The 25,282-nt window shown below is 48.9% G+C and carries 24 protein-coding genes and 1 other RNA gene; 6 read left to right on the top strand and 19 right to left on the bottom strand.

The window, feature by feature from the left end; translation table 11 throughout:
• Window positions 1–31: 31 nt before the first annotated feature.
• The 11 genes from AAB417_01195 to argS all read right to left on the bottom strand — a co-directional run bounded on the left by AAB417_01195 (window position 32) and on the right by argS (window position 15,557).
• Window positions 32–979 (bottom strand): lysophospholipid acyltransferase family protein, encoded by a 948-nt coding sequence (locus AAB417_01195; protein MEK7630633.1) that lies wholly within the window; start codon window positions 977–979, stop codon window positions 32–34.
• Window positions 980–1,229: 250 nt separating this feature from the next.
• Window positions 1,230–2,069 (bottom strand): TatD family hydrolase, encoded by an 840-nt coding sequence (locus AAB417_01190; GenBank protein ID MEK7630632.1) that lies wholly within the window; start codon window positions 2,067–2,069, stop codon window positions 1,230–1,232.
• Window positions 2,050–3,633 (bottom strand): methionine--tRNA ligase, encoded by a 1,584-nt coding sequence (metG, locus tag AAB417_01185; GenBank protein MEK7630631.1) that lies wholly within the window; start codon window positions 3,631–3,633, stop codon window positions 2,050–2,052. Before metG ends, AAB417_01190 begins: the two co-directional genes overlap by 20 nt.
• Window positions 3,634–3,647: 14 nt before the next feature.
• Entirely contained in the window at window positions 3,648–4,682 is a 1,035-nt protein-coding gene (locus AAB417_01180) for an AI-2E family transporter (protein MEK7630630.1), read from the bottom strand.
• Window positions 4,679–5,953 (bottom strand): pitrilysin family protein, encoded by a 1,275-nt coding sequence (locus tag AAB417_01175; protein ID MEK7630629.1) that lies wholly within the window; start codon window positions 5,951–5,953, stop codon window positions 4,679–4,681. Before AAB417_01175 ends, AAB417_01180 begins: the two co-directional genes overlap by 4 nt.
• A gap of 61 nt (window positions 5,954–6,014) precedes the next feature.
• A complete protein-coding gene (locus AAB417_01170) occupies window positions 6,015–7,310 on the bottom strand; it encodes a glycine--tRNA ligase (protein MEK7630628.1) in 1,296 nt (431 codons plus the stop codon).
• Window positions 7,311–7,347: 37 nt separating this feature from the next.
• The gene (locus tag AAB417_01165) at window positions 7,348–9,243 is read right to left on the bottom strand and encodes a hypothetical protein (GenBank protein ID MEK7630627.1); all 1,896 of its coding nucleotides are present in this window, start codon (window positions 9,241–9,243) and stop codon (window positions 7,348–7,350) included.
• A gap of 4 nt (window positions 9,244–9,247) precedes the next feature.
• Window positions 9,248–9,817: a recombination protein O N-terminal domain-containing protein gene (locus AAB417_01160; protein MEK7630626.1), complete on the bottom strand. Its 570-nt coding sequence runs from the start codon at window positions 9,815–9,817 to the stop codon at window positions 9,248–9,250.
• Window positions 9,818–9,819: 2 nt separating this feature from the next.
• Window positions 9,820–13,119, bottom strand: coding sequence for a class I tRNA ligase family protein (locus AAB417_01155; protein ID MEK7630625.1), 3,300 nt, complete (start codon window positions 13,117–13,119; stop codon window positions 9,820–9,822).
• A gap of 83 nt (window positions 13,120–13,202) precedes the next feature.
• The gene (locus tag AAB417_01150) at window positions 13,203–13,898 is read right to left on the bottom strand and encodes a peptidylprolyl isomerase (protein MEK7630624.1); all 696 of its coding nucleotides are present in this window, start codon (window positions 13,896–13,898) and stop codon (window positions 13,203–13,205) included.
• Window positions 13,899–13,937: 39 nt separating this feature from the next.
• A complete protein-coding gene (gene argS / locus AAB417_01145) occupies window positions 13,938–15,557 on the bottom strand; it encodes an arginine--tRNA ligase (GenBank protein ID MEK7630623.1) in 1,620 nt (539 codons plus the stop codon).
• Between argS and smpB the strand changes: the two genes are divergently transcribed.
• Both smpB and ssrA read left to right on the top strand, forming a co-directional pair.
• Entirely contained in the window at window positions 15,556–16,053 is a 498-nt protein-coding gene (smpB, locus tag AAB417_01140; protein ID MEK7630622.1) for an SsrA-binding protein SmpB, read from the top strand. The genes argS and smpB overlap by 2 nt on opposite strands.
• A gap of 63 nt (window positions 16,054–16,116) precedes the next feature.
• Window positions 16,117–16,472: a transfer-messenger RNA gene (gene ssrA, locus AAB417_01135) on the top strand.
• A 390-nt stretch (window positions 16,473–16,862) separates the two neighbouring features.
• On the opposite strand, the gene AAB417_01130 is transcribed toward ssrA, so the two are convergent.
• Window positions 16,863–17,216 carry a hypothetical protein gene (locus tag AAB417_01130; protein ID MEK7630621.1) on the bottom strand — a complete coding sequence of 118 codons (354 nt, stop codon included), beginning with the start codon at window positions 17,214–17,216 and terminating at the stop codon, window positions 16,863–16,865.
• 91 nt (window positions 17,217–17,307) lie between these two features.
• Window positions 17,308–17,445, bottom strand: a complete 138-nt coding sequence (locus AAB417_01125; GenBank protein MEK7630620.1) for a hypothetical protein — start codon at window positions 17,443–17,445, stop codon at window positions 17,308–17,310.
• A 307-nt stretch (window positions 17,446–17,752) separates the two neighbouring features.
• Between AAB417_01125 and AAB417_01120 the strand changes: the two genes are divergently transcribed.
• Window positions 17,753–18,043, top strand: coding sequence for a hypothetical protein (locus tag AAB417_01120; protein MEK7630619.1), 291 nt, complete (start codon window positions 17,753–17,755; stop codon window positions 18,041–18,043).
• A gap of 54 nt (window positions 18,044–18,097) precedes the next feature.
• On the opposite strand, the gene AAB417_01115 is transcribed toward AAB417_01120, so the two are convergent.
• Window positions 18,098–18,256, bottom strand: coding sequence for a hypothetical protein (locus tag AAB417_01115; protein ID MEK7630618.1), 159 nt, complete (start codon window positions 18,254–18,256; stop codon window positions 18,098–18,100).
• A 104-nt stretch (window positions 18,257–18,360) separates the two neighbouring features.
• Here AAB417_01115 and infC point away from each other — a divergent pair, with 104 nt between their 5' ends.
• A complete protein-coding gene (gene infC, locus AAB417_01110; GenBank protein ID MEK7630617.1) occupies window positions 18,361–18,963 on the top strand; it encodes a translation initiation factor IF-3 in 603 nt (200 codons plus the stop codon).
• Window positions 18,964–19,069: 106 nt separating this feature from the next.
• The gene (rplT, locus tag AAB417_01105; GenBank protein MEK7630616.1) at window positions 19,070–19,414 is read left to right on the top strand and encodes a 50S ribosomal protein L20; all 345 of its coding nucleotides are present in this window, start codon (window positions 19,070–19,072) and stop codon (window positions 19,412–19,414) included.
• A gap of 56 nt (window positions 19,415–19,470) precedes the next feature.
• On the opposite strand, the gene AAB417_01100 is transcribed toward rplT, so the two are convergent.
• From AAB417_01100 to AAB417_01085, 4 genes are all read right to left on the bottom strand, one after another.
• A complete protein-coding gene (locus AAB417_01100; protein MEK7630615.1) occupies window positions 19,471–20,205 on the bottom strand; it encodes a ZIP family metal transporter in 735 nt (244 codons plus the stop codon).
• 4 nt (window positions 20,206–20,209) lie between these two features.
• Window positions 20,210–20,686 (bottom strand): NUDIX domain-containing protein, encoded by a 477-nt coding sequence (locus AAB417_01095; GenBank protein ID MEK7630614.1) that lies wholly within the window; start codon window positions 20,684–20,686, stop codon window positions 20,210–20,212.
• Window positions 20,683–22,410, bottom strand: coding sequence for a DNA polymerase/3'-5' exonuclease PolX (gene polX / locus AAB417_01090; GenBank protein ID MEK7630613.1), 1,728 nt, complete (start codon window positions 22,408–22,410; stop codon window positions 20,683–20,685). Before polX ends, AAB417_01095 begins: the two co-directional genes overlap by 4 nt.
• 267 nt (window positions 22,411–22,677) lie before the next feature.
• The gene (locus AAB417_01085) at window positions 22,678–23,682 is read right to left on the bottom strand and encodes a reverse transcriptase domain-containing protein (GenBank protein MEK7630612.1); all 1,005 of its coding nucleotides are present in this window, start codon (window positions 23,680–23,682) and stop codon (window positions 22,678–22,680) included.
• A 37-nt stretch (window positions 23,683–23,719) separates the two neighbouring features.
• On the opposite strand from AAB417_01085, the gene AAB417_01080 reads away from it, so the two are divergent.
• The gene (locus AAB417_01080; GenBank protein ID MEK7630611.1) at window positions 23,720–24,106 is read left to right on the top strand and encodes a four helix bundle protein; all 387 of its coding nucleotides are present in this window, start codon (window positions 23,720–23,722) and stop codon (window positions 24,104–24,106) included.
• 503 nt (window positions 24,107–24,609) lie between these two features.
• Here the strand turns inward: AAB417_01080 and AAB417_01075 are convergent.
• Window positions 24,610–25,230 (bottom strand): hypothetical protein, encoded by a 621-nt coding sequence (locus tag AAB417_01075; GenBank protein MEK7630610.1) that lies wholly within the window; start codon window positions 25,228–25,230, stop codon window positions 24,610–24,612.
• Window positions 25,231–25,282 lie beyond the last annotated feature (52 nt).

Below are 25,282 nucleotides of genomic sequence, written 5' to 3'. Positions count from 1 at the left end.
GTTTCTCTGCAAAGAAAAAGGCGCCTCACCATCAAGGTGAGGCGCGCGCAGCATGTCTTGCTCGCATACGCTCGATCTGAGCACGCGTTTCGGTCATGAGTGACAAAACGGTGTCCGATGCGTGAACGATGATGGGCTTACCGAATTCGACCGTGACGTGTACGTCGGGCGTGACGCGCATAATCGAGTTTGGAGGAAGTACGCGGAATGCATTTGAGATCGCCATTGGTACAATCGGCAATTTGGTATCGAGTGCGATATGAAACGCGCCCTTTTTGAAGGGGCCCATCTCACCTGTTCGCGTGCGCGTCCCCTCCACGAAGATGACGAGGCGTGCGTTGGGCCACACGACAAGCCCCGCCTTGATTGCGACAACCGCCTGCGCGTTGTTACTGCGATCGACGATAATTTGCCCACCGTGGAGCGCGGCCTTGCCAAACACCGGAAGACGAGCAATCTCCTTCTTCACGATGAATCGCCCACCCTCGATGATACCGACCGCGAGCGGTATATCAAAAGCGCTTTCGTGATTCGCGGCAACTACGCATATGCCCGTATCATCGAGATACCCGCGGCCAATCACCTCGATTCGCGCGCGAGCCAAATTAATGATGGGTTGCGCCCAGAAACGCCGTGCTACACGCCAAATGTAGCGACCACGGGTCTTGTCGCTCCATGACCGGGAACCCCGAGGATGACGCGTGAGATTGCGCACCACACCTCTACCCCGATGATGGAACCAAGCAATATATGTCGTGAGTGCCACCGCGCGTACGAGAACTCGCAATCGCCAGAAAAAGAGTTGCAAGCCCTGCATGAGGAACCCTCCTTTCGCAAAGGACTTCGCATTATTGGTAGCATATTTGACGACACTCTCGCAATACCGTACAGTATTTGCGGAAGGAGGCAGCTTGAAAAATCCATGCGCCGCCTGTAACCATCTGAACGGCCCACTCGAAGATTCTGACGGCCACCGCATGTGCGCTGTCTGCAAGGAGGAATGGGAGAAAATTCGCAGCGGATCTCACACAGTGCGCTCTCGATCCGTACTTCAGCTCTACATCGATACCCAAGTGCGAATATTCGCACCAAACATACCGAGGAGGAAGCTTCGTTTTGTAGGGTCTCTGACAACGCCACAAATGCTCAAAATGGCTCGTCTCTTCACCGAGATTCGTTCGGTCACCACAATCGCCGCATAGCCCCAGATTCTGGGGCTCTTTTTATTTTTAGATCAATTTAAAAATCCTTTTTGCGTTTTCGGTTGTAGCTTTTGCTACTTCATCAAAAGAGATGCCGCGGAGCTCGGCTACTTTTTTAGCGATTTCCTCTACATACAAAGGTTCATTACGTCGTCCTCGATAGGGTACGGGAGAGACATAGGGTGCGTCAGTCTCAACCATAATGCGATCGAGTGGCATGTTTTTTACGGTTTCATCATAATCGCGCGCAAAAGTGATAACGCCTGTGAACGAAAGACCGAAGCCAAGATCTAAAAACTTTTGTGCGTCAGCCCATGTGCCCGCAAAAAAATGAATAGTGCCACCCACCTCGTCCGCATGCTCTTCGGTTAAAATGCGCGCCAAATCATCGTACGCATTACGACAGTGAATGATAAGCGGTTTTCGAACTTCGCGCGCAAGTTTGATGTGCGCGCGCAATACTTCAAACTGTTTTTCGCGCCCTACCTCTGTGCCACCTGAACGAAAATAATCAAGGCCGCATTCGCCAATCGCCACGGTCTTTGGATGTATGGCGAGTTTTTTGTATTTTGTGTAATCAAACTCTTCGTGACGCGAGCTAAATCCTGGCACGCCTGATGCTGATATTTCTTGCGCGTCGACATAAATCTCATCCCCCACATGGATAGGATGTAAGCCAACCGCCGCCCACACACCTTCAGGATATCGTTCAGCATATTCAATAGCGCGCGCCGATGTATCGTATTGAGATCCGACTAAAATCATGCCGACACCGCCTGCAAGCGTACGGCGCATCACCTCATCGCCGTCATCACGAAAGGCGTTGAAGTTTACATGCGCGTGGATATCAATCAGCCTTCGGTCCATCTACTTTTGAAGGAAAGAGTGCTTCGCCTGACACGACACGAAGAGTGACCGGATCTTCTTTCGTCTCAATCGTCACGCCAAATGCACGCGTCATCTTTGCCGCGGTCTCGGGCATGAACGCTTCGAGGAGGCGCGCGGCGCGAATGATATGTATTGCCACATTCCACAAAACCGCCTTTGTTTTATCAGGATCAGTTTTTACCAAACGATACGGCTCATAATCCTGAATATATCCGTCGAGGAGCGAGAAAAAACCGGAGAGCATGGTGATAGCATCAGTGAGACGATACTCAAACATCGCACGCCCGAACTCTTCGGCGATATCTCGTTCAAAATACACATCGAGCGCGGATCCGTCGAGTGATACTCGAGATGCAAGCACCTCATGCTTGAGTACGCGGCGCGTAGGCACAGTAGCAAGTGCCTCCGCTGACGGTCGATGGAGTTCGCCTTCAAAATATTTATTGATCATGGCAGCCGTGCGCGAAACAAGATTGCCCATGCCGTGCGCGAGATTACCCTCGTAGACATTGGCAAATCGTTCGCGTGTAAAATCGCCGTCTTCACCGAGCGGTATCTCACGCAGGAGAAAATAACGAAACGCATCTTTGCCGTAGGCACTGATAAACTCATGCGGATCGATCACATTGCCGAGCGTTTTACTCATCTTCTGTCCTGCCGAACGAATCATGCCAGTCACCAAAAGCCGGCGTGGCAATGGAAGGCCCGCTGAGAGCAACATGCCCGGCCAAATGGCCGCATGAAATCGTAGAATATCTTTGCCTATGATATGCGCGTCGGCTGGCCAAAAAATTTTAAAATTTGCATCGTCACTGCGCCCGTATCCAAGCGCACTAATATAGTTTGTCAGCGCGTCAGCCCACACATACATCGTATGTTCGTGATCATCTGGTACGGGGATACCCCATGAAATATCTTTTGAAGGCCGTGAGAAACTAATATCTTCTACCCCCTCTCCCAAAAATGCGAGAATCTCTTTTTTACGACTCGCAGGCAGGATCTGCATTTGGTCAGATGCAATTGCCTCGCGGATACGATCTTTATACTTGGAGAGTCTAAAAAAATAATTTTCTTCTGCGATCTCTTCGGGCGCTTGATTATGATCAACGCATTTGCCATCAACTAAATCTTTCTCGGTGACAAACGCCTCATGTCCAACACAATAAAGCCCTTTATATGTCGCCTTATACAAATCGCCTGCATCTACAAGTTTTTTCCAAAATGCCTGTGCACCCGGCCAATGCCGCTCACTATCTGATGTATAAATAAAATCATCTTGCTGGGCGCCGAGTGCTGTGAGCAATTTCTTGAACTCATCGCGATGCTTCTCTACAAACTCTTTGGTAGAAAGGCCCACCTTTTCTGCCGCACGCACAATCTTTGCTCCATGCTCGTCAGTACCTGATAAAAAAAAGGTTCGCTCGCCCTGATTTCTGTGCCAGCGCGCAAGCGTGTCGGCGATCACATCAGCATATGCGTGACCGAGATGAGGTGCCGCATTTACATAAAAAATAGGCGTCGTGATATAAAATTTTTTATCCATAGAGTCGGTCCGAATCAAACCATCCGCTTATGCTCAACGACATCGTTAAAATACTCGACAAGAATCACTGCAAGAGGAATAGCAATGATAATACCGACAACACCCGCAACCGTCCCACCAATAAGAAGCGCGATAATAGCCAAAAGCGGGTGAACACCGACCGTCTTGCGTACTACTTGTGGATAGATCAGGTGATTTTCCATTTGTTGCACCAAAAAATAAATACCGGCGACCAAGAGACCCAAAAGCGGGTCTTTGATGGCAGTCACTGCTATGGCGGGAATTGCTGCCATGACGGGTCCGAAGTATGGAATAATCTCAAAGACTGCCGAGAGTACCGCAAACAAAAACGCGTGCTCAACACGCAATACCGTGAGCATAATAAATACGAGCACACCCACCAAAAGGCCGAGCAAAAGCTGGCCTTGGAGCCACCTGCCAATCTTGCGCTGTGAGCGCGCCCACAGATTGAGTGCGTATTCTTCATATTCTTTGGGCGTGACGATACGGAGAACATCGGCGATACCATCTTCCTGTGCCGTCAGATAAAAGGAAATGATGACAATGAATCCAAACGAAAATACGCCTGAGAAGAAGGCAGACGAAAAGCTAAAGAAACCACCTACCGCGTCACGCACATATTGGTCAGCGTTGAGTGTCGAGGTGCGAATCGCATCGATGACAAAATCAAACGAGAAAAATGGAACTTTTTGCTGAAAGCCCACAAGCGCTGTCTCGATAAGCGAGGGTAACTGTGAGAAAAAGAGCTGAAAGTCGCCCGCGAGCGGCGGCACCAACAGATAGAAGATGCCAATCACAAAGGCCATCCCTGAAAGATAAATGAGCAAGGTAGCGAGTACGCGTGGCATGCGCCATTTCATAAACCACTGTACGAGGGGTTCTACCGCTGATGCAATCACGATTGACACTAAAATAATCATCAGAATGTCACGAATGACCCATAGAAAAACAACCCCGAGTATCACCAAGGCAAGGCGAATGAGAGTACTTGTTGAGATATCAATCGATGTGTGGGGATGACGGCTCATAGGGCTTTTTTGAGGATTTGTTCATACGGGCCTTTTTCAAGTTTGGGACCGATGATAGAGAGATATAGTTTGTCTTTGCGAAACAAAGATTTTGCTACGCGCGCAATATCTTGGCGCGTAACCGCGTCAACTTTTTTGATTAACTCATCGGGTTTTTTGATCTTACCGAGCATGATCTCCTGCGTACCCAAAAATGATGCGACCTCGTCAGTCGATTCAAGCGAGATAGCAAGATGTCCTTTGATGTTATCTTTCGCGCGCTTAAGTTCTTCGGCAGTCACGCCTCCCTGCTTGATCTTTCCTAAGTGTCCTACGATGCGTTCGACAACTTCAATACTGCGCTCATGCGGTACACCCGCGTACGCACCAAAATAACCCGTCTTGAGATAGGCATCATGCCCCGCGCGAATAGCATAGGCGAGACCGTGCCTGCCCCGAATATCCGCCCACAAACGCGAGCTCATATAGCCACCCAAAATAGTCGAGAGCACATCAGCAACCACACGATCTTTACTCTCGAGCGGATACCCCAGCGTACCTACCACGATATGTGATTGATCAGTATTTTTTTCAAAAAGACGCATGCGTGGACCGGACTTTGGATCTTTGTACGCAGCTGCCTTTACGGGCGTGCCAACACGCAGCTTGCCAAATGCTTTTTCAATTTTGCGTAGCGTCTCGCCTTCTGATATATTACCCGCGACCGTCACTACCGTGTTGTGTGCGACATATTGGCTTTTCCAGTACTTCAAAAAATCCGAACGCTTGATGGTGCGAATATTCTCGGCAGTACCGATCACATCCCATCCGTACGCATTATCACCGTACACGAGCTCTTCAAAAAGCGACCACACATGCCGACGAGGGTCGTCCCAATACATTTTCATCTCTTCTAAAATCACGCCACGCTCGCGATTGATCTCTTCTTCTTTGAGAAGCGCGTTTTGCAAAATATCAGAAACAAACAAAAGAGCAAGATCAAACTGTTTGGTGTCTACCTTGATCCAGTACCCCGTCTCCTCGCGTGTAGTAAACGCATTGTGGATAGCACCTACTGAGTCGAGTAGCCGGTCGAGCTCACCGGGCTTAGGATATTTGGTAGTACCTTTAAAAAACATATGTTCGAGAAAGTGCGAAAGGCCGCTGATGTCTCTAGCCTCGTAGTTTGAACCGGTGCCTACCAATACCAAAATCGTAATCGTCTGGGTCGATTCCATGGGGGCGACGATCGCGCGCAAGCCATTTTTAAACTTCTTTTCGGTAAATTTCATAGCATCATCATATCACAAAAACCCCGAAAAGAAAGCGGGGCGAAAGCATGAGGAAAGATGTTTATAAAAGCTTTTCTTGAAACATGCCTGCTATCTCTGTGATTGCCATACGCTCTTGTTTTGCGGTATCGCGATCACGCACGGTCACCGTACCGTCTTCAAGTGTTTGGTAGTCAATAGTCACGCACCATGGGGTGCCGATTTCATCTTGCCTGCGGTAGCGCTTGCCGATATTGCCGATATCATCCCAACGCACCATAAACTCGCGGCCAAGCATGTCAAAAACTTCTTTTGCCTTCGCGGTGATATGCTCTTTGTTCGATACCAATGGGAAAATCGCGGCTGTGATAGGCGCGAGCTTGGGATGAAGGCGTAATACCACGCGCTTGTCACCCGCCAACTCATCCTCATCATATGCATCAATCATGAACGCGAGAAACGCGCGATCCACGCCAACCGATGGTTCAATGACATTGGGCACAAATCCTGCGTCAGATTTGGTAAAGTCGTCCCCCGCCCAGCGATACCCTGGGAAATGATTTTTGAGATCAAAATCGGTGCGGTTAGCGACGCCCTCGAGCTCCGAGAAACCGTCTTGCGAAAGACCGAAGCGATATTCGATATCGGTCGTTGCTTTTGAATAGTGCGCAAGCTCATCGGCCGCGTAATCATGAAATCGCAAATTTTCTTCCTTGATGCCCAAATCCAAAAACCATTGCATACGCATCGCGCGAATGTCTGCAAAGTATTGATCAGCATCTTTAGGATCGCAGAAATACTCAAGCTCCATCTGCTCGAACTCTCGCGAACGAAACACGAAGTTGCGCGGCGTGATCTCATTGCGAAAGGCTTTGCCAATCTGCGCGATACCAAACGCGAGCTTGGGATGAAACGCGTCAACGACATTCTTAAAATTGATAAAAATGCCCTGCGCGGTCTCAGGGCGCAAATATGCCACGGCTGATTCATCCTCGATGGCGCCCGCGTGCGTCTTGAACATCATATTGAATTGGCGAGATTCGCCCAGTACCCCTCCGCATTCGGGACATTTACTACCATCTATATGATCAGTACGAAAACGGCGTTTGCATACGCGACACTCAACGAGTGGATCGGTAAAGTGATCAGTGTGCCCTGACGACTGCCACACTTTAGCGCTTGATATAATCGCTGAATCAAGGGGGAAAATATGGGGCTTGCGCATGGCGCGCCACCACGCACGTTTAATATTTTCTTTGAGAAGAACGCCAAGCGGACCGTAGTCCCAAGTACCTGCAAGACCGCCATAGATATCAGACCCGGGGAAGACAAAGCCCCTGCGTTTTGCGAGCGATACAATAGTTTCGAGTGAAGTCATAGCAAAAACCTAGCACGAGCGTGGCATTATGCCAACGCTATTCTTCTACCTCTCCTCCCTCACGAAATGCGCGCGGATCATCACGCAGGGCGGTAGTGGCGCGATCTGTTACTTGTGTAATAGTAATATTAGCAAACGAATCGCGCGCTTCAAATTTTGCCGCAGATACAAGCTCTGCGGGCCGCCCTGCCTGCGGGAGTGATGGGGTAAATGCTACTTGAAACGCTACTTCACGCGCGCGATCCGCAGTACCCGTACCTGCAGATATCGCTCCCGGCAACCATGATATCTCGCGCGTTGATTCATCAAAGGTGATAAGTGCACCCGACGGCGGATCGACAACACCCTTCCAACGCACAAAGGAAGGTAGAGTCGCATGTACAACGGCGTCGGTAAGATCGTTGGTCGCATTGGTTACTGACCAAACAATAAGGTATGTCGACTCTTGCCCAACGCGAGGTGGGAAGGGACCCGAGTTTTGAATGCGCGAGTCATAGTAATACCCTTTTTGAGAAAACGAAGCGCGCGTAGCAAGTTTATAGGTCACCCGTTCTTCACCTGAAATATCTACCCCCTCATATCCTGATGGAAGTTCGCGCGTCTGCATGGTCGAACGAAACACAAGCGTAGGATTGCGCACGCTAATCGTTTTTTTACTTGTAATACTAAATGCAAAAGTACCGCTCTCACTCGGATCTACCACCAAAAGCTCGGGAATGCGCCCCGGCACCCATCGCAAAGAATTGCGACCCTGATCAAACTCGCCACGATCGCTCATGAGCGTTTTGATATCAAACGCCTCACCCTCAAACACGACTTCGACCGTAGCGTTGGAAATGGCCACGGGAAGATTGTTCCGCCATTCGAGAACACCGTTGACCGTCGCACCGGCAAGCAATACCCCCGTATCAATATCGCCGTCAGAATTAATAGTAAGTTTTGTCACTAAAAGCGGTGGCGTCACTGTAAATGTTTTTTCCGATGAGGTAAAAACATCAAACTCGTTTTTGGTACGATCGTAGACACCTACTTTTGCCTTCATTGATTTGGGCGCTATGGAATCTTTGATGCGTCCTTTAATAGAAAGCTTAAAGGTATCCCCCTTACCCAGATCTCCTATCGTCCAAATCGTAGTACCTTTTGTTGGCTTGATGCTTGATGAGATAAACTCAAATGCGTCAGGATACATCATCTCAATCGATATACCACGAAATGGTGTCTCAGCACTCGAGACGAGCGACAGTTGTGCTTCGATCTGCTGACCCGCTTTGAGCTCTTTAGGTAGTAGGAGCTCAAGACCCAAGAGTGATCCTTTGACCGAAGATGAATACGGCGTTTCTTTGGCGAGTAGTACCGACGAATCGCGTGGTCGGTACTCGATTTTTGCCTGCCCCTTTAAAACCTCATCTTGCGCGCCAAACACGATTGCTGAAAACAACTCTTCTTTTTTATCGCCGGGATTTATAGTACCGAGCTCTCTGCGTTCGGGGCGCAAGCCGCCCTTCATGTACTCACCTGCCAACGGCTGTGACATGGGCGGATATGCGAAAACAAGTACTGCTTTGTCGAGCGCGATATCATTTTTGTTTTCGTACACAACACGCCACACGAGTTTTTTGCCGGCGATAGGGTCGTCGGCAGTTTCAACAGTAAGATTGATATTTTTACGCGTATCAACGCCGAGAACAGACCATTTCCCTGAAATCAGTAAATATCCAAACATAACAACCGCAATGGTCCCTATCCCCCCACCGATACCCCACCATAAAAGTTTACGAAGAAATTTTTGCATAGAATCTTCCTCGACTACGGGCTCCGCTTTCCATGACACCGGTGCTTGTGTATTGTGCCTGCGAAGACGCCACGAATGCTCGCGGTCTTCGAACCCCTCGCCTTTTTTGAAAAGCCGTCGCCGTAGATCGTCGAGCGCCATGTCACTAGTATAGCATGTGATTGGCGCGTAGTATCCCCTCGATGCCCTCTTCAAACGCGGTGCATTCATCGTGATCTGCAAAGAGCGCATCATCCGCCCGATGTGCTATAAATGCTCTCGCTTTTGCCGTAAAAAATTTACTCTGCTCGGGGGCGTCCGGCAAAAACCCGCTAATCTCGAGTACACGCAACTTAAAGCGCATCTCGCCGGAAAAATATCGTACGCCTGCTATATCGAGTATCGCGTCCCACAAATCGAGATCGGGAGATTCATCGCCCGTCATGCGTAATACAAAATCAGCGCAGCGCTTGTGATACGCGGTCGCTCCCTCATCGCCTGACCCTAAAGCTTCCGCGTCTATCACGCGCCATACGGTACTGCCTCGCGTGAGCATCAAGCGCAACGGGATAAAGAGCCTCAAATGCCCACGAAGCTTTGACTTAGCAAGACGCACGCCCGTAGCAATCGCGCTCACGCGACCCAAGTCTTTAGTAAAAAAAGTAAGATACGCGTCAGCCTCCCCCCGCTCGCGCGAAGCAAGTATAATGGCATCGGTGCCGTAGTACCCGGTCATGACTACACCTTTTCGACCGAGACAACACTGGGGCCTTTGTTTGTATCGGCAACTTCCAGACGCTTGGCGCGCGTGCCCTTTTTGATGGCCGCGAGTGCGGCTGCGGAAAAATTGCCCGTAATAGTGAGCGTTACCGTATCGAGCGGCTGGAGACCTGCCTTTTTACGAGCGTCTTGAGCAAAACGGATAAGCTCACGCACCTCGCCTTCTTCTTTGAGTTCGGGTGATATTACGGTATCGAGTGCCGCATCTTCTGTTAATTTTTTATTGACCACCACATCTTTGACATTGAGTTCTTCTTTTAAAATATCGAGAAGAGATGCATCACGCACGGTAATGCCTTTAACCATAAGGGACGCAAGCGGCTGGCGCACTTTGATACCGGCGCGCGCACGGAGTTCAAGGCCGCGTGCGGCAAGCGCACGCACTTCGTCCATACCGCTCACGAGCGCCTTGTTATGCGCGCGTTTCTTTGGCCAATCCTCAAGATGCACGCTCTCGCGCTTGCCGCCGGCAGCTCGGTATACGATCTCCGCGGTAAACGGCACAAAAGGAGCTGCGAGCACTGCGGTCTGCAAAAGCGTTTTGCGCAAAATCTCAACACCCTCGCCTGAGCGCATGCGTTCGCGCGACCGGCGTACATACCAACGTGAAATATCATTGCCCACAAAATCTTCGATGAGGCGCGCCGCGCCAACCACATCATACGCATCCATGCGGCGTGCGACCTCGGCGCTTACTTGGGCAGACTTCGCCTCCATCCACGCATCAAGAGCATTCTTGCGTGATGTTTTTTTGGCGACCGGTTTATACATCTCGTAGAAATTGAGCGTATTGAGAAAGAGATCGATGAATGTTCGTTTTGATTTTTCAAGATCAGAAACATCAAAGAGCTTTGAGTCGCCAGGCTGATTGATAGTAAAGAAATACCAACGCACTGCATCAGCGCCATATTTTTCAAAAAGATCCATGGGCTCCACCACATTGCCGCGAGACTTTGACATCTTCTTTCCTTCTTTATCCAGCAAATGCCCGAGTGAAATAACATTTTTATAGGGAGCTTTTTTGCCAAGCAATGTCGAGACTGCAAGGAGCGTATAAAACCACCCGCGCGTCTGATCAATCGCCTCGGAGATAAAATCTGCAGGATACGCCGTGCCCTTATCGATAAGCGCTTTGTTTTCAAACGGATAGTGCTGTGCGGCAAATGGCATGGCACCCGAATCAAACCACACATCAGCAACCTCAGGTGTACGTTCCATGCGCGTCAGGCACCCCGAACACATTACCGGAAACTCATCGATAAACGGTTTGTGAAGATCCGTCTCACCAAACTCATTGCGCGGCACCGCCACGGGTACGATACGATGTACATCGGCATTTTTGAGATATTTTGCTGGTGAAAATTCATCAGGCTGTTGCGTGCCGCGCATAATCGCCTCTAAAAACCATAGCGGATCGCCGTGGCCCACCACCAAAATCTTTTTCTTCTTATGTAATGTCTCGAGTCTTTGAAAAAAACGATAACTGCGTTTTTTTACATCTGCCCATGACTCGCCTCCTGGAAAGGGATGTTTGAGGATTTCTTCGGCCGTATGCTTTTTCCAGATGTCTTCGATAGCATCACCCTCATAATCACCATGGTTGTGTTCACGCAAGTCAGCATCGTACAAAACTGGTACCCGAAGTTCGCGCGCCAAAATAGCCGCAGTCTCGCGCGTGCGCGTAAGGTCTGATGAAATAATAAGCTGAATGCCCGCCTTCTTTAAACCCGCTGCCGCTTTTTTTACCTCGGTCTTGCCGCGCGGCATAAGACCGTATGAGTTATTGAGCTTGGCGGTTGCGATACCAAGTAAGTTATTTTTTGCAAACCCATGGCGCATCAAGAAATACGTATTAGTAGATTTGGGCGCGCGCTCAGAGATTTCCGCGATTGAGCCAAACACATCCTTGCGATCGCACTCTTTGCACGACCATACCGGTAATGGCGTGCCCCAATAGCGCTCGCGGCTAAATGCCCAATCTTTATCTTCTTTGAGCCATTGACCAAAACGCCCATCGCGCAAATGTGCCGGATGCCAATTGATCGATTTATTTGCCTCTACCATCTTGGGGCGCACGGCGCTCACCTTCACCCACCATGACTTGCGTACACGATAGATAAGCGGCGTATCACATCGCCAGCAAAACGGATAATCATGTTCGTAGAGTGCCTCTTTGAATAAAAGCCCCTTTTGTATCAAATCTTTTACGACAAGCGGATCGGCTTCTTTGACAAACATCCCCTCCCACTGCGGTACTGCCTTGGTAAATTTGCCCGCATCATCAACGGTTACAAACGTGGGCAATCCTTCACGTTTGCCTACTTTGAGGTCGTCATCACCAAACGCAGGAGCGATATGCACGATACCCGTACCTTCTTGATCGGTGATAAAAGTACCGCCAACCACACGATAGGGAATGTCGGGCGCCGGATAGGGCGGATCGTATTCAAGACCCAAGAGCTTCGAGCCCGGTTCGCGCCACAACGGTTCGAGACCCGGGAAAAGTTTTGATGCCAAAGATCCGAGCATGATAAGCTGCTCGCCCCGGTCATCGATAGTTACATATTCGAGCTCAGGATGCACAGCCGCTGCCACATTGGCAGGCAGCGTCCATGGCGTGGTGGTCCATACAAGGAGCGATGCTCTGCGCGTCTTGAGACGAAAGCGTACATAGACTGACTGATCTTTTACTTTTTTATATCCTTGCGCGAGCTCATGTGATGATAATGCCGTGCCACAACGCGCGCACCACGGCACCACTTTGTCATCCTGATAGAGGAGCTTACCCGCGTTAAACTCTTTGACGATATGCCAAAGTGATTCGATATATGAATTTTTATAGGTGATATAGGGATGTTTGGTATCAATCCAATACCCCATACGCTCGGTCACCTTCTCCCATTGATTGGTATAGAGCCAAACTGATTCTTTACATTTGCGATTAAACGGCTCGATGCCGTACGCATCAATCTCTTGTTTTAATTTAAAACCAAGCGCCTTCTCAACGCCAATCTCGACGGGAAGACCGTGGGTATCCCACCCTGCGCGCCGCTCAACCAAAAAACCCTGCATAGTCTTGTACCGCGCGACGACATCTTTGAACGCGCGCGCTTCCACGTGATGAAGGCCAGGCATGCCATTTGCCGTGGGTGGCCCCTCAAAAAAAACAAAGCGCTTTGCCCGAGCGCGCTGCTTAATGCTTTTCTCAAAAATGTTTTTCTGGGTCCAGAATCCAAGGACGCCAAGCTCATCTCGCATTTTTTTATTCTAATCGAAGTTAACGCCTTTTTCAATATCAAAACCCCGCGCACGCGGGGTTTTTGACTTACTCTGTTTTGTGACTATTCAGCTATCGTGACCTCAGTCATCGCGTCGCCCTCGGCGAGCTTCAAGACTACCTCCATGCCCTTGGTCACGCGACCAAATACCGTGTGACGACCATCAAGATGTGGTTGCGCGCTCTCGGTGATGATGAAAAATTGACTGCCGTTGGTATTGGGACCACGGTTTGCCATCGAGATAGCGCCGACATCATTTTTCATTGATTTGAGATCATAGTTATATTTGTAGCCAGCGCCTTCTAATCCCACGATCATCTCTGCGGGTACACCGAGTATCTTGGGATTTATCTCATCTTCAAACTCATAACCAGGGCCGCCTGTGCCATTGCCTGATGGATCACCGCCCTGTGCCATAAAGCCGGCGATTACACGGTGAAAGATAAGACCGTTGTAAAATCCTTTCTTTGAAAGAGTGACAAAATTTGATACGGTCTTCGGTGCTACCTCTGGGTAAAGCTCGAGCTCGATATCACCTTTTTGTGTTTTGATTGTTGCTTTCACAGTTTTTCCTTGAAATTGTATAACCTCGGGCCCTACTGATACTTCTGGAGGTGGTGGTGCGGCCTGATCAGTCAGCGAGGCAGTACCTGCGTCATTTGTCGCAGGCTTGCTCGTACCAAGCCAAACAACTCCCCCGAACACAACGAAGAGCGCGAGAAGTCCGATAATAACATTGCGTGGTTGTTGCATATCCATAGAGAAATACTAAACGATTTTTTTTAGAGACGCAACTGTTTACATCGTATCAGGAGTAGAAATCCCCATGAGTTTACACTGCCGTTGCATGGTCTCGCGAAAGAGTGATACGAGCGCGAGGCGCGCATATTCAAGATCAGCGCGCTCGCCTATTACATGCGTCGTTTCATAGAAATGCGTAAAGGCACGCGCGAAATCGAGCGCAAAGCGCGAGAGGCGCTGCAATTGAAAATCTTCGGCAGTTTGATTGATCACATCAGGTAACGCCAAGATCATGCGAATGATCGCCCATTCGGCCTCAGTATCAAGAAGCGGCCATGCTACTTTTTTATAATTTATCTTGCGTTTTTGGTGGTATCCCGCCTTTTTGAGGATACTCGAGGCGCGCGCATGCGCATACTGTATATAGTAGACAGGATTGTCTTTTGACTTTGCCCGCGCCAAATCCATATCAAAGGTCATGGCGGATCGCGGCGCGTACTGCAGCATAAAAAACCGGAAGGCATCCTTGCCCACCGTATCGAGCAGTTCTTCGGCCGTAACAAAGTTGCCCTTGCGCTTGGCCATTGATACCACCTGCCCGTCTTTTTTGAGCGTCACCTGCCCGTGCACCACTACCTTGAAATCTTTTTGCAGGAAATCAAACGCGTCAGCGATTGCGCGAAGCTTGGGTACATGACCTTCGTGATTCTCACCGAGCTCGTCTACCACCAAGTCAGCACGCTTAAATTTTTCTGCGTGATACGCAATATCACCCGCAAAATATACATAGGTGCCATCACTCTTGATCACGACCGATTCGCGCTCGCCCAGATTGTCATCTTTAGGTGTAAACCACACTGCACCCTCTTTTTTGGTCAGCAATCCTTTTTTATCGAGCAGGGCGAGCGCGCGTTTGGTCTTCGCCTCAAGGTCACTTTCCGCGACAACCTTGTCAAAGACAATACCCATACGCTTTGCCAATGCCAGATTGTCTTTGAGCATGCTTGCGAGTGCAACCTTGGTGATGCGCTCTTTGTACAGATCGGGTTTTTTTAAAATCTTGGCGCCGTATTTTTTGTGCACGGCTTTGCCCATCTCTTGGATGTACTCGCCCTGGTAGCCATCTTCTGCCAGCACCGACTGCTCTCCACACGCGATCATATACCAATGCCACAGTGAATCAGCAAAGCGGCCAATCTGCGCGCCTGCGTCATTGTGAAAATATTCACGCACTACTTTGTATCCGCGATCTGCCAACAAGTTTGCGACCACATCGCCGATGGGCCCTGACCGCGCGTTGCCAATATGCATGGGGCCCGTAGGATTGGCAGAGATATATTCTACCGATGCCGTACCGAGCTTGAGCTTTGGTTCTGACACAAAAGAATCACGCAAAATCTCGATCAAGTATTGTTTGTCAAAATAAAAATTTAAAAAGCCGGGAGCAGCTGCCTCAATCTTACTGAAAACAGGCAAATGTTTTTCTTTGATGCGTGAGGCAATATCTTCGGCAACCGCCATAGGCAAACGCTTCTCAACTTTGGCGCGTACGAGTGCGATGTTTGACGAATAGTCTCCCCGACCCTCCATTTCTTGGCGCTCAACCGAAAAAGGCACGTCCGAGCCGATCTCGCGATGCAAAATGTCTTCTATATAGGTACGGAGATTGCGTTCCATGTCAGTAAGCACTACTCTAACGCAAAAACCGTATTTGTTCTATATTGAAGAAGCGATGACTACGCAAAACAAAAAAGTACACTTTGACTACGAGATACTCGAAACCTATGAGGCAGGCATCGAGCTTTTTGGCTTTGAGGTTAAATCAATACGCGCGGGCAACGCTCATCTGGAGGGCGCGCGCGTCATCATCCGCGGAGGTGAGGCATTTTTGGTGGGTGCCAGCATCCCCCCCTACCAACAGCCCAATACCCCGCCGTCATATGATCCTGACCGTACGCGCAAGCTATTGCTTCACAAAAAAGAGCTTTCGTACCTTGCCGGCAAAGAACACGAGAAGGGCTTGACATTGGTACCAATTAAGTTGTATAATAAAGCCCGTACCATCAAGCTAGAATTTGGTGTGGCACGCGGAAAACGAAACTTTGACAAGCGCGAAACAATCAAAAAACGCGAGGTCAAACGATCAATTTCTCGAGAATTGAAAAAATACTAAAGCAGTTTGGTGCTTCCAAAAAACGCCATGAGCGCGATTCAAAACGTGCTCCCAGCATGTTTTGGGAGTGACAGGCCTCGACGGGGTCTCGACTCTTTGAAAATCAGGCAAGAGCAGGTGTGGTCACCTCTTCCAAAAATGCCACACGCCAATAAGTGCAAACTTATTTAACCGCCAACCGGCAATGGCTTTTGCCTAAGCCGTAGGCGTTTCTCTGGCCACTATGCGCCAGAGCATCGGTCCGCAACCGCTGAGTGCGTGGAATGCCGGTGTTATAATCCTCAGCTAGTGCGCATCATGCTCGATACACGCGCGCGAAACTAATCGAGCAAACTCTTGGGTTCGTCCTAAGTACGCCTGTATAAATTTTTATTGAGAAGAACTTTCGGACGGCGGTTCAATTCCGCCCACTTCCACAAAAAAATAAAAAGCCTGATGTAGATCAGGCTTTTTGTTTGACAAAATATTATATTTAGTATAAAGTATTTCCCAGAGTTCACATGTGAGAGTGGCTTTCGATCACCCTCTCACCAACCATGAGGTGATGATGGCACGATGCAGTAAATGCGGAGCATCCGGCAGGGAGCACAAACAGGGCTTCTGCCCTCCGAAGCCGGGTGACCGCGCCCGCGCGCGCAAAGCCTTCCTGGCGCGCGGGGCATCGCCCCGCGCGCCGAGACCTCGGACATTCCGGTCCGCGGCGCGCCCATCCCTGGAACGGGCAGCCCTAAGGAGGCGCCTGCCGCCGGATAAGACCCAAGCCCCGTTCGAGCACATGCTCGAGCGGGGCATTTTTTATCAATAAACTCTTACCCTTTCTTCTTAAACTTCACCGAAAATACTGGCTCGTATTGATTTGCGTGCTCATCAGTAATCTCGACATGCTCCCCTTTCATCATATGAGTGAGCGTGATGTCGCTCAGCATTTCTTGATCACCCTTGAGATTATTTTTCATACTCTCGAGCTTGGCGAACTCTGCGGCTGATTCACGCTTTATCTTTTGTTCGATCGATACTTTTTTGTCGCGGATCTTGTTGTATTCCTGCACAATCTCGCGATACCCTGTAGCATTTTCGAGTGCGTCTTTGTACGAACCTTTTAAATCGCGCTGTTCACGCTTGATGTCTTGGATGCGGTTAAATATTTCTTGAGCACTTTTCATAATGCCCACCTTACACTACAACTACCCTCCGTGTCAGCATTGGATAACTTTTTGAAAAGAAAAAGCCGATCTATCTGATGGTAGATCGGCTTTACTCATGGAGCTCGAGCTCGGCGGCGGTAGGCACACTTTCACATGCAGGGCAGTACGGAATGTGCACCACCTTGTAGTAACCGTAGTGCTCGAGACGCCTGAACAACACAAATCCAACGCGACGATCGCCATGCACGCGGAACGATCACGACACATGACGCACGGGCTCATTGCAATTCCTACATACGAAAGTCGGGGGCTCCCCGTCACCAGGTATAGGACGAGCTTCATACGCTTTCTGCTCGTGGTGCGCGATCGCATCGAGCAATGTCTTGATACTGATATATCCTTCCGGTAGGTTCATGATTCCTCCCACACGCACCGTGCGTGGTTGCTGAATCTCTATGTACTACAAAAGCATCCACGACTAGAAAGCGCAAGTATCGTCTTGAAAACTGTCCCCTAGAGCGCTATAAAGATATAAACACGCTACGGAGGTGCTCATGGATCTCGAACATGAATGCAACTATGACCATCGGGAATTTCCAACAACCGCGCGGATCCCCGTCACCGCAAGCCCCTGCATGCTCTTTTCCAGTGACAACGGCAAGGTCGACTCCACGCTCGTCGCACGATTCACGGGAGAGCGCTGGGCAAAGTTCCTCGCCTCGATCCTCGAGATTGATGGCGTAGGCGCCATCGAAGTCCACCAGTTCATGGTGATCGTCTACAAGCGCACTGACATCCCGTGGGACTATGTGGCTCCTGCCGTCGAGAGACTACTTGCGGCCTAGACGCCGTAAAGCGCCGCCGAACTCATTCGGCGGCGCTCTTTTCTTTATATTCAGTTAGCGGTTTGGGCGCGAGACCTCGGCAAATGCCACCTCACTCATTTCATTATCAATCTCGAGAATGGTGTACTGAATGTACCCCCACAAACTAAACCCGACGATAACGATGAGCGAGACAGCCCAGAAAAACCACCTGTCGCGAATCATACTATCCATATCTTCTAATAGTAATAGGCAAACAATCACATGCCAACTGGGCCTGTTGATAGCCGGTCTCTACTCTTGACTTTCGAGCTGAATATCCTTACACTATAGGAACATTGGTACCACGAATACGCATCAATCAAGCGATTTCCGCCCCTGAGCTCCGAGTCATCGGCGCTACAGGTGATAATGTCGGCATCAAATCGAGAGACGAGGCACTCGCACTTGCACATGAGGCAGGCCTCGACCTTATCGAGATTTCACCTACGGCAAAGCCGCCGGTGGCACGCATTATGGATTGGGGCAAATACCAGTACCAGCAGGAAAAAGAGGCTCGTAAAACAAAAAAGAAGTCGCACGAAGTTGAGATAAAAGGCATCCGCGTGCGCCTCGGCACCGGTTCGCATGACCTCGTCATGAAAGCCAAACAAGCAGAAAAGTTTTTGAAAGCGGGTCACCGCCTTCAAATACAGCTCACCTTACGAGGCCGAGAAAAATATATTGATAAAAATTTTGTCCACGACAGGCTCACCAAGCTTCTTGAGGCGATTACGGTCCCCCACAAGATTGCAGAACAGCCCAAAAAAGGTCCCCGTGGACTCCTTATGACTATAGAACCCGAACATCATGGCAAAAACAAACAAAGCAGTATTGCGGCGAGTGCGAGTGACCAAAAACGGGAAGGTGCTCAAGCGCCGACCGCATCAAAACCACTTTAGCGCTAAAAAGAGCCGTTCACGGCAAATGGCAAACAAAAAAACAAAAGAGTTTTCTTTTGGTAAAATTATCAAAAATCGTTATCTCCCAAACACCTAAACCACTACCATGACACGCGTAAAACGAGGCGTTGGCGCTCTCAAGCGACGCCGATCCGTCCTCAAACAAACCAAAGGATTCCGCTGGCAGCGGAGTAAAAAAGAGCGCGCCGCCAAAGAGGCGCTCTTACATGCCTACACCCACTCATTCCAAGACAGACGCAAGAAAAAGCGCGTCATGCGCAAAGGTTGGAATGTAAAGATTAGCGCTGCGGCGAAGCTTTCCGGCACCTCTTATAGCAAACTCATGGGAGCGCTCATAAAGGCTGACATCAAGATCGATCGCAAGATCCTCTCGACACTCGCCGAGCATCACCCCAAAGCATTTGAGAAAATCCTCGCGGAGGCAAAGTAAACTGAAGGTAAACCAAACAAAAAATCCCCGTACGGGGATTTTTTGTTTAAAATATATTATTCAGGAATTACCGTAAGAGCAAAGACTATAACGAACACCCCTACAAACACCAAGAGTACTTGGGCGACCGACGAGCGCGAATCGTGCTTATGATGAAGCTCGGGTATGAGGTCGGCGGCCGCTATATATAGAAAGTTGCCCGCAACAACAGCGAGCAAAAAACCAATCCATTCGTGAGAAAGAGCCACATAGTAGCCCACGAGTGCACCGACAACCGTAGTTATCGAGACAAATGTATTCCAAAAGAGTGCCTTTTGCTTGGTGAATCCCCCATGGAGCATAACGGTAAAATCACTCGCTTCTTGTGGGATCTCGTGCAAAATAACCGCAAACGAGGCGATAACACCCGTAGGAAACCCCGCTGCAAACGCAAAAGCTATAAATACGCCATCAATAAAGTTATGCAAGGCATCGCCCCACAGTACAAGATAAGCCGATGCATGAATACTCTCTTCATTTTCATGGCGATGATACCAAAAAAGAATTTTTTCGAGCACAAAAAAGACCAGAAAACCCCCGAGTACCCACGGTAACGCCGCTTTCGGCTCTATGAGCTCAAATGTCTCGGGTAAAATATCGAAAAAGACCGTACCGAGCATCACACCAACCGCAAGACTGATGACGCCATGCACAAGACTCTTCATGCGCTTTTCGTTATAAATAACGGCTACGCCAGCCAGAAATGACACTAAAGACTCAAGAATACTGGCTACAAGGATAGAGAGAAGCATAGTTTTATGATACCAAAGGTGGCTTTTTTACGTCCATGCGAATAATTTTCATATGAGCTTTCTTGAGCAGCTCCCTGCTATTCTTATGTTTGATGATTTTCATAGCTTTTTCAAACGGCGCCCACACAAAGCTCTTGTGCTCTTCCGATATTTTGATAGTGCGGCCAAATACTTCACCCAAATAGAAGGTGATAAACTTGAGCCGTTGCTCGGCCCCTTCGGTTTTGGGTGGCCACTGGTAGTGAAAGTGAATCGTTTCTTTGTATCCGGGGATAAATTTTACACGCGAGATGCCTGTCTCCTCTTCGATCTCTCGGCGCGCCGCATCAATGGGTCGCTCACCTTCTTCGAGTCGCCCGCGCGGAAAGGTCCAATGATTGCGCGTCGCATACTGAAGAAGCACATACCAAACGCGCCCACCCTGCCGCCGGAATATGATAGCTCCCGCAGATCGCTCTACTATTATTTTTTTTTCAGTCATAAGAGATGACGCTTTTGTTTTGGGGTCGCCAAAAATTTTTGTAACGCTGGCAATGCAAGCGTATTGAGAACACGATTTTTGGGAAGACCCGCGCGTCGCGCTTGTCCTATACCATACTCCAAATATGAGAGTTCTGCAAGAGAGTGTGCGTCCGTATCAATACTAAACATCGCGCCCGCATCTACCGCGCGTTTAATATGATCATCTTTCAAATCAAGTCGCCACGGATGTGCATCAATCTCGAGTACCGTGCCAGTTGAGACTGCATGCGCGATGATGCGATCAATATCAATTGCATATGGATCTCTTTTTTTGAGAACGCGTCCCGTCGGATGAAAAAGAATATCGACATGCGGGCTGGACATCGCACGCATGATGCGCTCGGTCTGCTCCTCTGCTGACAAATTAAAATGCGAGTGAACAGCAGCACCCACGATATCAAGCTCTGATAAAACTTCGTCAGAAATATCAAGCGTGCCATCGCGCATAATATTTACCTCTGCACCACTCAATATCGTGATGCCGGAAATTTTTTTATTGAGCGTGCCAATCTCTCGTATTTGTTTACGCAATTTTTTTTCATCAGATCCGCCCGTCATCGCGAGACTCTTGGTGTGATCCGTGATCGCGATGTATTCATGACCCAATCGTTTTGCTTCTCGCACCATCGCCTCTAAAGAATCGGCACCATCGGTCCAATCAGTCTGTGTTTGAAAATCTCCGCACAAATCTGTAAAATCTACAACCCCGCCGTATTTTTTTTCGAGCTCATCTTTTCCTTCGCGTAGTTCGGGTGGTGGCATAAAGACACCGAGCGCTTTGTATACTTCCTCTTCTGTAGCTCCCGCGATTATTTTCGTACCACGATATAAACCGTATTCGTTGAGTTTCAATTTTTTCTTCAGCGCCAAGGACCTAAGCAAAACATTATGATCTTTCGAACCCGTAAAATAAATAAGTGCCGCACCAAAAGATTTTTTGGGTAGTACACGCACATCGACATCAATACCGTCCTTTATGCGCGCTGAACTTTTTGTCTCGCCGTGTGCGATGACATGCGCAATATCTTCGCGCGATACAAACATGCTCATCACCGCGTCAGCATTTGTCGCCTCTACCAAGATATCAATATCACCTGATGTCTCGCGCCATCGCCTGATCGATCCCGCAATCTCCACGCGCGATACGCCCTTCACTTTGCGTAAGTCACCCGCGATACGTCGTGCGATAGGCAACGCCTCGCCCAACAAAAACCTCCCATGTGATGATTCAAAAAACTCGATGCCTTTTAAAATCTTTTGTTCAGACTTGAGGCCAAACTTTTCAAGCTTACTAATCTTGCCTGCGAGCGCTGCCTTCTTTAAGCTTGCTACATCTTTTACTTTTAATTTCTCATAAAGTGTTTTTATTGCCTTGGGGCCGATACCTTCAATACTGCGCAGCTCTTCCATATTGACCGGCATTTTTTTGCGCATAGCGTCGAGCTCGCGCACACGACTAGTCTTGATATATTCTTCAATTGTTTGTGCAATTCCCTTGCCGATACCTGGGATTTCTTCGAGCGCTTTGCATCCGCCATTTTTATAAAGTTCGCGAATATCACTCTCGAAGCTTGAAAGCGTCTCTGCCACTTTTTCATACGCGCGCGCCTTAAACGGCTCATTAAATATCGTAAAATACTCGGCGATAGCAAACAGTGTATCTGAAATATCCTTATTGTTCATAGCGTATATGGATAGTATAGCGCAGGAAAAAGTTTTCCACAGAGAACGGTATCATAAAAACTTTTTACACTCTATACTTAAGGCAGATCCTAAGAGCATCGAAATTCAGAGAAGAGCGAGGTCAGCGTAATGGCCACCACCGGCACTGACGCCCATGCGTCACCTACACACCTCCCCCTTCCCTGCAGTTCCCCTGCTCACCGCACCTTCCACAATTCTCTCTCGCACAATGGCCTGCCCGCATCACGCGTGCAGGCCCAAACTTTTTTATACTGAAATTTTATTTATCAAACCTTCAATTTTGCCTTTAAGCTTCTGGCTATTGCCATGACGTATCGTTCCTAGATACGACTGTACCGTTTCTTTTTTGCCTTGGCTTATACCAATGTTGCGAAACATCCTCTTTTTTGTAACCGTTCGTAACACTCGATGATCTGGAAAATACACCCACCCAAGAAAATCAACGCCGGAGGCCACCGTGCGTATCGATACCTTATCGGGGTGGAGTTGCAATCGTAGCCGCTCCCAAAGAAAACTTTGAATTTGTAACATCATACTTTCAAGCAATTTTTTGTCTTGAGAAAAAATAACAAAATCATCGGCGTAGCGAATATAATATTTTGCTTTAAGCTTATGTTTCATAAACTGGTCAAACTCGTTCATATAAATATTTACGAGAAGCTGGCTTGTGAGATTACCAAGAGGCAGCCCGACACCAGTTTGCGTTGAGTGAAAGCTACCAACAACTTCGGAGATAAGCAAAATAATATCTTTGTCTGGCACATAACTCTCGATAACCTTAATGAGAGCCTCTTGATCTATTGAGGCAAAGAACTTCCGTATATCACACTTCAGAACCCAAACTGTTTTGGTATAATTTTTTGATGTTTTTTGCGCAAAAGAGCGGAATCTATTCATCGCTTTGTGCGTTCCCTTACCCAGTCTGCACGAATATGAATCGTCTATAAAAGTCCTATCGAAAAATGGGTATAGTTTTCTGTATAACGCATGATGCAGTAATCTATCTCGGACACTCGCTTTGTGTATATTTCTTGGTTTGGGATCTGAGATGTTAAATGCGTAGTAAGATGAATGTTTGTAAGTCTTACCTACAAGATCTATATGAAGCGCGATAATGTTTTTCATTAAATCGCGCTCAAACAACTGGACATCAATGCGCCCGCGTTTTCCATTGATAAACTCCCTCCACGCCTCAAGAAGATTTTCGAGAGAGATGATATCATTATAGGTATGAGTGAACTGCCTTTTCATAAAAATACTAACCAGGTAAGCCCCCCCCCAACGGGTTTTGCCAATTTTACAGAAGCTAAAAAATACATATTTGCTGTGGTATCAATACTACCAAGCGTTACCAAAACTTCACCGACATTCTCTTGGCCAAAGGATCGATAATCTCTTTGTAGAAAGTATCGAAGCGATTGCAAGTGCAAGCTTCCTTGCACGAGAGGAAAAAAGACCCTATGTTCGTCTTGCGATACGCAAAACAGATACGCTCAAGATACTGCTTATGATTTTGTGGGAAACGAAATCTCTTGATAACAAAAAATACACCGCGCTTTCGGTAAAAATAGATGAAATCGGCAAGATGCTCGGAGGATGGAACGGGCAGCTTACAAAATCTCTTGAGCAACCTCAGGGCAAGCAAAACTCCCTACCAAAGGCGAGGGAGAAATGAAGAGAGTTGCGAGGACGAACGAACACGAAACGGTTGTTGCTGTTCCAAAAGTTGTCAGGGTTGCCATTGTTGCTGTTGAGCCACAGCCCGTTGTCATTGTGTTCCACGCTGAACACGTTGAGGTTGCCGGCCGAGTTGCGGAGACGTAAAGCGCGCCATCTGTGCCACTGCCCCTTGAATACTCTCGGGGCTGTATCGTATTCGACATCTTCAATGCCCTAGCACGCAATACCAAGTATCTTCATTTTTTGAGAGTTCTCATGCACCACCCTACCCAAAACCATGGTCGTGGATACACTCGGCGCAAGGATACTGGGTTCGGTAGCAAGAAACCTTGGTCTCTCGCATATTCACCTACTGCCAAGAATTATTTTAGCATAAAAATAGAGCCCCATATCTACGATAGATATGGGGCTGGAGCTTAGCGTTATCTCCCAACGTTGATGATTTTCTCCAAGGACCAAGGCTCCAAGGTCAGAGACCAAGGCTCCCAGCGCCGAGGACTACTTGCGAGGACGAACGAACACGAAACGGTCGAGGCTGAACCAAAAGTAATCAGGGCTGCCATCGTAGCCGCTGAGCCACAGCCCGTTGTCATAGCGTTCCACGCTGAACACGCTGAGGTCGCCGGCCGAGTAGCGGATGGCCTTCATGGCGATGATGAGCCACTCACCCAACGGCTGGTCCCTGTACTGGAGACGGAGCTGGGGGCCGACTTCTGCGGGACAGAGCTTGAGTCCGTACTCGAGACCCCGCTCGCAGATGTCCTTGAAGGTGGCGCCATCCTTGAAGCCGAGCTCGGCCACCGAGGGGCGAACGAGATCGAGCTCCATCTCGGTGTCGCACACCGTGAAGGCGGGCTTGCCGAGAATGTCCGAAGCCCCGTCGCCGATGCGGCAGCTGTCACGGAGTACTCGACGGAAATCGTCCGCGGTCTTAAGGCCCGTGCCGAGCTTGATGGTCTTCCAGGTTTGGAACTCGGGTGATGTCTCAGGTGGGCTGAGGCTCGCGAGGAACTTCTGAAGTGCCCGCGGGTTCTCAATCCAGCCCTGCATGATGTCCGACGACATGTCGGGGAGATTCTCCGCGATACGTGAGATAAGCTTTCCAGTCTGACGGTCCATGGCGTTTTCTCCTTTTCGGTTTTCGCCAGTTAGATTAACGCTGTTGCCCAAC

This window comes from Patescibacteria group bacterium, from assembly GCA_038064855.1.
In the GTDB taxonomy this organism is placed as follows: Bacteria; Patescibacteriota; Minisyncoccia; order Ryanbacterales; family GWA2-47-10b; genus SICQ01.
Note: the sequence above shows the minus strand (reverse complement) of the source record. Positions and strands in the feature narration are given on the sequence as shown.

Excerpts from the sequence above, each read along its gene's own strand:
- AAB417_01165 (MEK7630627.1), bottom strand. The coding sequence starts at position 9,243 with ATGGCGCTCGACGATCTACGGCGACGGCTTTTCAAAAAAGGCGAGGGG.
- AAB417_01160 (MEK7630626.1), bottom strand. The coding sequence starts at position 9,817 with ATGACCGGGTACTACGGCACCGATGCCATTATACTTGCTTCGCGCGAG.
- AAB417_01155 (MEK7630625.1), bottom strand. The coding sequence starts at position 13,119 with ATGCGAGATGAGCTTGGCGTCCTTGGATTCTGGACCCAGAAAAACATT.
- smpB (MEK7630622.1), top strand. The coding sequence starts at position 15,556 with ATGTCAGTAAGCACTACTCTAACGCAAAAACCGTATTTGTTCTATATT.
- AAB417_01175 (MEK7630629.1), bottom strand. The coding sequence starts at position 5,953 with ATGAAATTTACCGAAAAGAAGTTTAAAAATGGCTTGCGCGCGATCGTC.
- metG (MEK7630631.1), bottom strand. The coding sequence starts at position 3,633 with ATGGATAAAAAATTTTATATCACGACGCCTATTTTTTATGTAAATGCG.
- rplT (MEK7630616.1), top strand. The coding sequence starts at position 19,070 with ATGACACGCGTAAAACGAGGCGTTGGCGCTCTCAAGCGACGCCGATCC.
- AAB417_01170 (MEK7630628.1), bottom strand. The coding sequence starts at position 7,310 with ATGACTTCACTCGAAACTATTGTATCGCTCGCAAAACGCAGGGGCTTT.
- AAB417_01085 (MEK7630612.1), bottom strand. The coding sequence starts at position 23,682 with ATGAAAAGGCAGTTCACTCATACCTATAATGATATCATCTCTCTCGAA.
- polX (MEK7630613.1), bottom strand. The coding sequence starts at position 22,410 with ATGAACAATAAGGATATTTCAGATACACTGTTTGCTATCGCCGAGTAT.
- argS (MEK7630623.1), bottom strand. The coding sequence starts at position 15,557 with ATGGAACGCAATCTCCGTACCTATATAGAAGACATTTTGCATCGCGAG.
- AAB417_01075 (MEK7630610.1), bottom strand. The coding sequence starts at position 25,230 with ATGGACCGTCAGACTGGAAAGCTTATCTCACGTATCGCGGAGAATCTC.
- AAB417_01190 (MEK7630632.1), bottom strand. The coding sequence starts at position 2,069 with ATGGACCGAAGGCTGATTGATATCCACGCGCATGTAAACTTCAACGCC.
- AAB417_01120 (MEK7630619.1), top strand. The coding sequence starts at position 17,753 with ATGGATCTCGAACATGAATGCAACTATGACCATCGGGAATTTCCAACA.
- AAB417_01095 (MEK7630614.1), bottom strand. The coding sequence starts at position 20,686 with ATGACTGAAAAAAAAATAATAGTAGAGCGATCTGCGGGAGCTATCATA.
- AAB417_01115 (MEK7630618.1), bottom strand. The coding sequence starts at position 18,256 with ATGGATAGTATGATTCGCGACAGGTGGTTTTTCTGGGCTGTCTCGCTC.
- AAB417_01150 (MEK7630624.1), bottom strand. The coding sequence starts at position 13,898 with ATGGATATGCAACAACCACGCAATGTTATTATCGGACTTCTCGCGCTC.
- AAB417_01195 (MEK7630633.1), bottom strand. The coding sequence starts at position 979 with ATGCGGTGGCCGTCAGAATCTTCGAGTGGGCCGTTCAGATGGTTACAG.
- AAB417_01180 (MEK7630630.1), bottom strand. The coding sequence starts at position 4,682 with ATGAGCCGTCATCCCCACACATCGATTGATATCTCAACAAGTACTCTC.
- AAB417_01100 (MEK7630615.1), bottom strand. The coding sequence starts at position 20,205 with ATGCTTCTCTCTATCCTTGTAGCCAGTATTCTTGAGTCTTTAGTGTCA.
- AAB417_01130 (MEK7630621.1), bottom strand. The coding sequence starts at position 17,216 with ATGAAAAGTGCTCAAGAAATATTTAACCGCATCCAAGACATCAAGCGT.